Raw genomic sequence first — 9,301 nt, forward strand, 5'->3', positions numbered from 1 at the left:
CTAAAATAGTAGAATTAGGTAAGTTAACAGGAGTTAAATCAATGGCTAATCCATTTCCGGGGATGAATCCTTATTTAGAAAGTCCTGGCTTTTGGAGTTCTGTTCATAATAGGTTGATAGTGGCAATAGCCGATTGGTTAACTCCGCAACTACTGCCTAAATATTTAGTAGATATCGAACAAAGAATTTATCAAATCAGTGGCGAAGATGCTTTACTAATTGGCATTCCCGATGTCACAATACAGCAGACACCGACTCGAAGAACCGAGAGTGATTCTAATGTTGCTGTCGCCGCTCCACCCGCCAAATCTTTGAAGGTAACAATACCTTTACCGCTGGAATTAAAAGAAACTTATTTACAGGTAGTCGAAATAGAAACTAAACAGGTAGTCACGGTAATTGAAGTGCTGTCACCCGCCAACAAACGTCCTGGTAAAGGGCGCGAAATGTACGAAAAAAAGCGAGAAAAGGTGTTTGGTAGTTGCAGTCATCTGGTAGAGATTGACTTGCTGCGAAGTTACCAACCTCTACCAGTTTTTGGCAATGAGATTGAGGCAAGTTATCGAATTTTGGTGAGTCGGGCAAATCAAAAGCCTTTGGGGGATTTGTATCTTTTCAATTTACCCGATACAATTCCTTGTTTTCCGTTGCCTTTGCGTGCAGGTGATGTTGAGCCGATCGTAGATTTGCAGGCGTTGTTGAATATAGTGTACGATCGCGCCGCCTATGATTTTAGAATCGATTATACCGCCGAACCCGTACCGCCGCTTGCCGAACCTGATGCTGTTTGGGCTGATGGTTGGTTGCGGGAGATGGGAGTGAGAGGTTGATAACAGTGGTAGTTCGCATTAAAATCAAAGAAACCGGGTTTTTCGCAGTTTCTGGATGGTGTATCGATATTCAAAGGAAAAACCCGGTTTCTAGCCACCCCTGCATAAGTCCTAAGTAAGTCAATCAACAGGAGTTAAATCAATGCCTAATCCATTTCCAGGGATGAATCCTTATTTAGAAAGCCCTGACTTTTGGCCAGAAGTACATAATAGGCTGATCGTAGCGATCGCAGATGCTTTAGTTCCCCAACTGGTGCCGAGGTATCGAGTGGCTATTGAAAAGCGAATTTATGAAATTAAGGGAGAACAATCGCTGTTAGTTGGGATTCCTGATGTTTCGATCCAGCACAATCCGATTCCTAGAAATTCAAGTACATCTAATGTAGCTGTCGCCACACGAACTGAACCTTTGAAGGTAAGATTAGCGATGTCTGAGGAGGTAAAAGAAGGGTATTTGGAGGTGATAGATATGGGGAATAAGGAAGTTGTCACGGTAATTGAAGTGCTTTCACCTGCAAACAAACGACCGGGAAAAGGGCGCGAAATGTATGAGGAAAAGCGGGATAAGATATTCGGAAGTCGCACTAATTTTGTGGAGATTGATTTGCTGCGAAGCTACGAACCTCTCCCAGTTTTGGACAATGATATTGCAGCCCATTATCGAATTTTGGTGAGTCGGAGCAATCAAAGACCTGGGGCTGATTTATACTTATTTAATCTACCAGATGCGATCCCTTGTTTTCCGTTGCCTTTGCGCGCAGGCGATGTGGAACCAATGGTAGATTTACAGGCGTTGTTGAATATAGTGTACGATCGCGCCGCCTATGACATTACCCTCGATTATACGGCCCAGTTAGTCCCTGCACTTTCAGAATCCGATGCTGTTTGGGCCGATTCTCTGCTGCGCGAAACCAGCCTCCTGCCATCCGAAAGCTAAAAAAATCTACACAAAACGTTACAAATTTGTTAACATCGTGGCGAGTCTGTCCTCCGCAGCCTCTGGTGTTAACCTTCTAAAATAACCGCTATGACTCAACCTCCCTCGCCAACAACCTCCGAAGAATCCGCCCCCGAAACCCCGATCGCCCCGACAAACAATGCACCTCCACCGAGTTATGTCAAGCTAGCGATGCGGAATATGGTTCGCAAGCGGGCGACTTCTCTATTTCATTTTGCTTTGACGGCGGCTGGACTTTTGGGTATACTCGTCGGTTTGGCTTTTCTCGATCGCTATTTCAACTCTTAGAATACCGATTGAAACCGCGTCGATACAGACACTCACGCACTCTAAGAGCGGGTTAAATACCGGGGGGTTCGATCCGATCGTGCGATCGACCCATTGCAATCTTGAACAGATTATTGTAATCTTCCTGCTAAAAGCAAAAAGTCGATTAGCCCGCCCAATTTTCACTTATCAAAAAATTCAATACATCCCTTGACAAAAGAACCAAAAAATGATAATTGAGGTGAACGTCGAAGACTGTTATGGGTTCGCCGACGCTGACAACCTCCCGGAGAATCAACCCAGCGGGGAGATTGCCGCCCAAACCTGGGAAAATTGGTTTAGCGTTTGGCTAGAAAACCAGCAAGCAGATGTGCCAGAAGCCCCCGGCTACGAAGTCAGTCTGCGTTTAACCGCCGATGCCGATATCCAAGCCCTCAACGCCCAGTACCGCCAACAAGATCGATCGACCGATGTACTAGCTTTCGCCGCATTAGAGGTAGACTGTCCTCAAAGAGAGGAAATGCAGTCATCCGAACCCCTATACTTGGGTGATATCATCATCTCGATCGACACAGCGAAGCGACAAGCCCAGCAGCAAGGACATTCCCTAAAGACTGAACTAGCTTGGCTCGCATCCCACGGTTTTTTGCATCTTTTGGGCTGGGATCACCCGGATGAGGAAAGTCTGACTCAAATGCTCGATCGACAAGAAACACTGCTGCGCGCGATCGGACTTGAGATCCAAACAGCATAACTGACGTTGATGGTGACTTAACCAATCATGTCAACCCAAACATAACTTTCTGAAATCATACCAAAACTTTAGTAAAAACTTAGGAAAGTTAACTAGACTTGATGAAGGAAATTTTCAAAGTCTAGCTTTCGTTAATCTCTGTAACTTAAAGTTGGTTGTTTATGCCACTAGATCAACCGTCAATTTCATCAAACATCCCACCGTTTGCGATCGTGCCTCCAGATTCTGCCATGCCTACAGTCCACGAGCCGAAAAAAGCCTTGAAATACAAGCGAGAGCTTTCCTGGAAAATCGCATCTAGTTTAGCTACGAGTTTTCGGTATGCTTGGGGTGGGCTAACCTATGCTTTTGAAACTCAGCGCAATTTTCGGATTCACACTGTTATAGGAACTTTGGCGATCGGACTCGGACTATTTTTGCACCTCAAACCTGTAGAAATATCAGTGATCGGCGTCACAATTGGTATAGTTTTAGCAATGGAATTGTTGAACACGGCGATCGAATCAGTGGTAGACTTAACCGTCGGGCAATCTTACCACGAACTCGCCAAAATTGCCAAAGACTGCGCTGCCGGAGCCGTTCTGGTATCCGCAATGGCTGCGGCCATTGTCGCTGCTGCACTGCTGCTTCCTCCGTTATGGGTAGTTGTTCAAATTGCGATCGTCCGTTAGTAAACTTGATTGGGCAAGCTAAATTTTAGGTTTTAGATGACCAACTTGAGATTTTTGGTTTTATTCCTACATATTGGAGCTATTTTAATCTTGGGCATCTATCTAAAATATTCCAACTCTTGCATTCAGGCAGCGAGTCAATCTAAAATCTAAAATCTAAAACCTAAAATCCAATTTAACCCGTGATTATAGTCATCGATAACTACGACAGTTTTACATACAATTTGGTACAGTATCTAGGAGAACTCGGTGCTGAGTTGCCCGTAGCAAAAGAAGTCCAAGTCTACCGCAACGATCAAATTTATTTAGAAGATATTCGCCGATTGCAACCCGCAGCAGTAGTAATTTCTCCAGGCCCAGGGCGGCCGGAAGATGCGGGGATTTCTCTGAAATTGATCGAAGAATTGGGGCCGACTCTACCAATTTTAGGCGTGTGTCTCGGACATCAAAGTATTGGTCAAGTATTCGGTGGCAAAATTGTTTCCGCACCGATATTGATGCACGGCAAAACTTCTCAGGTAGAACACGCAGGAGTCGGAGTTTTTGTAGGTGTAGAATCGCCGATGATTGCAACTCGCTATCACAGTTTGGTAATTGAAAAAGAGAGTTGTCCAGAAGTTTTGGAAGTTACGGCTTGGGTGGAAGATGGCACGATTATGGGCGTGCGTCATCGGGAATATCCACACATTGAAGGCGTACAGTTTCATCCGGAAAGTATTTTGACTACTTCGGGAAAGCAATTATTGCGGAATTTTTTGGAACGGCTTTAAGAAGAAGGAAGAAGGAAGAAGGAAGAAGGAAGAAGGAAGAAGGGAGAAAGACATACATACACACTCAGCTTGAATGCGAGCCGTATTTTACGTTTAATCAAGTGGATTTGCTTATGTTGAGAGTTGAGTTTCTCTGGATTTGTAGAGTAGGCAATGGGAACCTTACGGGAAAACTCGATCGCACATTTCGCACCTGGCGGCATTTTGTGATATAACAACAAACGACCAACACCCGATAACCGCAACCAAAAAGATGAAACGGCGACAATTAATAAGTTACGCACAGACGGGTTTGCTAGCGGCTTTCTTCACTGGTTTGCCATCTGGATGGGAAAGCTATCAAGCTCAAACTGCTGGTTCTTTGTCGGTTCAGTGGTTGGGGCACACTTGCTTCTTGTTTGCCGGTGGCGGTGCGAGGGTGCTGGTGAATCCTTTTCGCCCCCTGGGCTGTACGGCAGGCTATCGTTCTCCTAAAGTCCCCACAGATTTGATTCTGATTAGCAGCAGATTGCTTGATGAAGGGGCGGTAGACGGATTTTCGGGCAATCCCGGCCTTTTGTACGAACCAGGTACTTATAGGTCTAACGGGCTGCGGATTCAAGGGATTCGGACGCAGAAAGACCGTGAAGGAGGAAGGCGGTTTGGGGTGAATGTGGCTTGGCTCTGGCAGCAAGCCGGTGTTAAGATTTTACACTTGGGCGGAGTCGCTGGCCCGATCGGCATTGAAGAACAAATCTTAATCGGGCGGCCGGATATTTTGCTAATTCCCGTGGGCGGAGGGCCGAAAGCTTACACTCCGGCGGAAGCGAAGCAAACTGTGCAACTGCTCAAACCGAAAATGGTGATTCCCACACACTTCAAAACCCAAGCCGCCGATGCTGCTGCGTGCGATTTAGTATCGCTAGATGAATTCTTGGGCCTAATGGATGGTACATCGATACGCCGATCGAATAACGACACGATTTCGGTCAAATCTGCTGACTTACCGCAAACAGGTTCGGTGATTGAGGTTTTGAGTTACAGATTTAGCGGTTGAGCTTCTTTTTACCTGAGCTTGCGCTATAGTAAGGGAGTTTTAGTCGATCGACAATCCCAGCTCATTTTATCTCTACCGAGTGCCTTTGGCAACCTTACCTTTTGCGGAAATTTGGCTAACATAACAATTCACGTTCACTGTTTTATTGTCATAAGGAAAAGCAAGCCCAATGAAAAATCAAAATTTACCTAGCTGGATGAAACAACTCACAGGTTTCGCAGGAGTAATCGGCGCTAGTGCGTTGATTGGTTTCCCCGCTTGGGCTCACATCAACTCCAGCACAACTGTTAGCAATACAACACCAACTCAACAAGTTGCAGGAAATGTGAAAATTGCTGCTTCACCAGCACCAACAGCCTCACCGAAATCAACCACTTCACCAGCACCAACAGCCGCTACTAAGGATATTGTCGCTATTGCATCTGGCGACGCTCAATTTAAGACATTGACTAAAGCCTTGACAGCCGCAGATTTAGTTAAAACCCTCCAAGGAAAAGGCCCTTTCACTGTTTTTGCACCGACAGACGCGGCATTTGCTGCTGTGCCAAAAGCAACTTTGGATGATTTGCTCAAACCAGCAAATAAAGCCAAACTTGTTAAGGTTTTGACTTACCACGTTGTTTCTGGTTCAGTTTTATCTACCAGCCTCAAATCCGGCGATGTTAAAAGTGTGGAAGGCGGCTCGCTGAAGGTGGTAGTTGCCGCAGGCAAAGTTACTGTTAGCGGCGCTAATGTTGTGAAAGCTGACATCAAAGCTAGCAATGGCGTTATTCACGTAATTGACAAAGTTTTGATCCCTGCTGATGCGAAGTAGGACGAGCATTTTGGGTCTCAAATGATTTCAAATTAGGTACGTTGTTGGGCTTAAGCCCTCTTTGATCTACAGGTATAAAGGAGGCTCAACCCCAACAACGTACCTTTATTTATTAATATCACAGTAATCCAAACGTATTGGGATAGATTACAATAGTGTCGGCAACATGAGAGTAAAAGTTGACCCCTTGCCTAACTCGCTATTAACAGTAATTTCTCCCCCCAGCATCTCAGAGTATTTCTGCGCTATAGCCAAACCCAAACCCGTACCTCCGTACTTGCGGGTAGTCGAAGCATCAGCTTGCGTAAAAGGTTGAAATAACTTTTCTAGCTGTTCCGGAGTCATCCCAATTCCCGTATCAGTACAATTAAAAATTAACTCTTCAACATCCCAACTATTCTCGTCATTTTGATTTTTTTTAACGCTGAGTGTAACAATCCCTTGCTGAGTAAACTTCGCTGCATTGCTGAGCAAATTAAATAAAATTTGAGTTAACTTAGTTTTATCGGAATGCAATTGGCCAATATTAGGATCGCATTCAACATTCAGGCGATTGTTGTTTCGGAAAAATAACGGCTCAACAGTTTTTACTACATCTTTAATTGTCTCGAATACGTCAAAAGTTTCTAATTCAAGTTCCCCGTGACCTGCTTCAATCTTCGACAAATCCAGAATATCATTAATCAATCCGAGTAAATGGTTGCCTGCATTGTGAATTCTTTCCAAATCCGACACAAAGTCTTCTTCGCCAATATCTAAAGCATCTTCTTGCAGAATCTCGCTGTAACCGATAATCGCATTCAGAGGAGTTCGCAGTTCGTGGCTCATGTTAGCCAAAAATTGACTTTTCGCGAAATTAGCTGCTTCTGCTGCTTCCTTGGCTTTGTAAAGTTCTGCCTCGGCTTGCAAGCGGTCGGTTACGTCGTGAGCCAGCACTAATTCAGCATTTCTGCTGTCAAATATCAGGGTATAAGAAGTGATTTCTACATCAATAATTGTGCCGTTTTTTGTCTGGTGCTGCCACACACCCCCAAAATCAATTCCGGCATCTACTTGGGATATATCTTCTAGCAATCTGGACAGTTCTTGGCGCGGACGAATATCCGCAACGGTCATGTTGAGAAATTCGTGGCGAGTGTACCCGTAGTGCTCTACAGCAGCGTGATTGACGGCTATAAATTTTAGAGTTTCTAAGTCGTAAACCCACATCGGATGGGGGTTGTTTTTAAACAAAAGTCTGTAGCGTTCTTCCGAGGCTCGGAGTTCGGCTTCGGCTTGCTTGCGCTCGGTAATGTCGCGGATAACAGTGCAAATAATCTCGCGGCCGCCGTAGGAAATCAGGCTGGCGCTTACTTCCACATCCACGCAGGAACCGTCTCGGCGGCGGTAGAGAACTTCGCCAATTCTGAGTTGTTTCTCTCTTAGCAGGAACAGGATATTTCGGTCAACTAGGTCTTTGGAATAGGCGACGATATCGTAAACACTCAGTTGCGAAATTGCATCAAGACTGTAATCGAGCAAGTTTCTAAAGGCTGTATTGGCTTCTAAAATGCGTTTGGTTTGAGCGTCCCACAGGAAAATGCAGTCTGTAGCTTGCTCGACTACGGCTTGGTAGCGGGCTTTTTCCTCAAGTTGTTCGCTTTCGGCGATCGCGATCGTCCCGAGCATTCCATTGATAGTATGGGCAAGGTCGGCCAACTCGTCTGCGCCCGTGACCGGCAGTCGCACCGAGAGGTCTTGGCTGCTGCTGACGCGGTTAACTGCTTTCGCCAAACTGCTCAACCGAGACAGCACCAAACGCTCAATCAGCAGCAGAGTGCAGCCGATAAATCCTATTCCCGCTAACCCTACAGACACCAGCAGGTACATTAAACTGGTTTGACCTTGGCGGTAGATTTCTCTGGGCATATCCACCCGTAGAAGTAGCGCCGGTCGATCGTAAATATCCCGGATCAAAGCATAACCTGCCATCAAATCTTCGCTGACAGGACGCACAAAAATCGGTTTTTTTCCCGACAGTTTGTGTCGCGCTTTCAGAAAGTCAGCCGGTAAATGAGCTTCATTAACGCTGTGTACAATCAGCGGCAACCGAGTAATTTTAGAAAGCTTCTCAATGCCCGCAGCATCGAAATTGCGCCCGAATACCAGCGTGCCCCGAATCGGGCCGGTGCTTTTTGTAGTGAGAATTGGCCGGGAAGTAATCAGTATCGGCCCTGAGGGCAGCAGCAGGACACCAGCGAGGCTGCTTTTGGCGTTGGGGTGCTGCAACAGCGGGTCGTTGAGAGAAATATGCTCTTTTAATGCTTCTGGAACAGGCGTTAGTTTCATCTTGTCGCTGTCTAAACCCGTACCGTAAACTATTTTGCCAGAAGTATTGACAAATATGGCTAGATGAACTCTCAAATTATTCAGCCCTTCTGGAACTAAATTCGAGGCAATGAATTCTGAGTTGCGGTTTTGGATAAAAGTGTAGGTGTCATCCCACGCAGACCAGTCAGCAAAGCGCGAGTTGAAGTCGTCTGCGGTTTGCCCGAACACGCTGAGCACTCCCTTGACAACCTGTGTGGCTTCTTGTTCCTCTGCTTTGACAAGGCTGCCCAAAAGGATGCTGGAGGAGGCTGCATAGAGAATGCCAGTCAGTCCAGCGATGGTAATGCCAACTATTGATAGTGTTTTCCGACGCAGTTTCATCTTGCCGAGTGTGTGATGTCCGTCTGAAATTCTCAACTCAGGAGCAATTTTACTGCTGTTTCCTGAATCCTGGCTGCTGGCGCTGCACCAGTCTCCCGAGAGGGAGTATTGTAGGGTGCCCCGTAGCCTCACATTTTCTCGGATATTTCCAGTTTCTTGTGTGACGCACTCTACTGCTGCCTTGTTAAGGAGTATACAACTAACATCCGCTAACTTCAGGCATGGGGATGAGACCTGGGTTTTTGTTAAACAAGATTTTCGCCAAACGGGAAAAGCCTCTTAGAAATTAGGTTGGGTTGAGGCACTCGTACCGAACAAATAGGTTTTAGCTTCGCTTTACCAAAAACTTGGGTTTAAAGCCCCGTCCTTCTAGGACGGCTTTGTGTTAGATTTTTAACGTAGCGAGTTCCTACGTAAGATGTTCGTTCTAGAATTCAAGGCGATCGGCAAACCAAATCAGTCCTCCGCTATAGACGAAGCAATCAGAACTGCTCAATTCGTTCGGAATAA

The 9,301-nt window shown here is 45.9% G+C and carries 9 protein-coding genes; 8 read left to right on the top strand and 1 reads right to left on the bottom strand.

What is annotated here, in order from left to right; all coding sequences use genetic code 11:
• The first annotated feature begins 41 nt into the window (after positions 1–41).
• From JGK22_RS27355 to JGK22_RS27390, 8 genes are all read left to right on the top strand, one after another.
• Positions 42–830 carry a DUF4058 family protein gene (locus JGK22_RS27355; protein ID WP_293314183.1) on the top strand — a complete coding sequence of 263 codons (789 nt, stop codon included), beginning with the start codon at positions 42–44 and terminating at the stop codon, positions 828–830.
• 142 nt (positions 831–972) lie between these two features.
• Complete coding sequence (locus JGK22_RS27360) at positions 973–1,767, top strand: DUF4058 family protein (protein ID WP_293314185.1); 795 nt, start codon at positions 973–975, stop codon at positions 1,765–1,767.
• A gap of 90 nt (positions 1,768–1,857) precedes the next feature.
• On the top strand, positions 1,858–2,076 hold the full coding sequence (locus JGK22_RS27365; RefSeq protein ID WP_293182835.1) for a DUF3285 domain-containing protein: 219 nt from the start codon (positions 1,858–1,860) through the stop codon (positions 2,074–2,076).
• Between the two features lie 208 nt (positions 2,077–2,284).
• Positions 2,285–2,809, top strand: a complete 525-nt coding sequence (gene ybeY / locus JGK22_RS27370) for an rRNA maturation RNase YbeY (RefSeq protein WP_293182833.1) — start codon at positions 2,285–2,287, stop codon at positions 2,807–2,809.
• A gap of 161 nt (positions 2,810–2,970) precedes the next feature.
• The gene (locus JGK22_RS27375) at positions 2,971–3,480 is read left to right on the top strand and encodes a diacylglycerol kinase family protein (protein WP_293182831.1); all 510 of its coding nucleotides are present in this window, start codon (positions 2,971–2,973) and stop codon (positions 3,478–3,480) included.
• 182 nt (positions 3,481–3,662) lie between these two features.
• Entirely contained in the window at positions 3,663–4,250 is a 588-nt protein-coding gene (locus JGK22_RS27380; RefSeq protein WP_293182829.1) for an aminodeoxychorismate/anthranilate synthase component II, read from the top strand.
• 253 nt (positions 4,251–4,503) lie between these two features.
• Positions 4,504–5,286, top strand: a complete 783-nt coding sequence (locus JGK22_RS27385) for an MBL fold metallo-hydrolase (RefSeq protein ID WP_293191333.1) — start codon at positions 4,504–4,506, stop codon at positions 5,284–5,286.
• Between the two features lie 169 nt (positions 5,287–5,455).
• A complete protein-coding gene (locus JGK22_RS27390; protein WP_293182825.1) occupies positions 5,456–6,100 on the top strand; it encodes a fasciclin domain-containing protein in 645 nt (214 codons plus the stop codon).
• A gap of 147 nt (positions 6,101–6,247) precedes the next feature.
• Here JGK22_RS27390 and JGK22_RS27395 read toward each other — a convergent pair whose 3' ends face one another.
• Positions 6,248–8,923, bottom strand: coding sequence for a CHASE4 domain-containing protein (locus tag JGK22_RS27395; RefSeq protein ID WP_293314188.1), 2,676 nt, complete (start codon positions 8,921–8,923; stop codon positions 6,248–6,250).
• Positions 8,924–9,301: the final 378 nt, after the last annotated feature.

Origin of the sequence: Microcoleus sp. PH2017_08_TRC_O_A (assembly GCF_020738665.1) — a bacterium.
In the GTDB taxonomy this organism is placed as follows: Bacteria; Cyanobacteriota; Cyanobacteriia; order Cyanobacteriales; family Microcoleaceae; genus Microcoleus.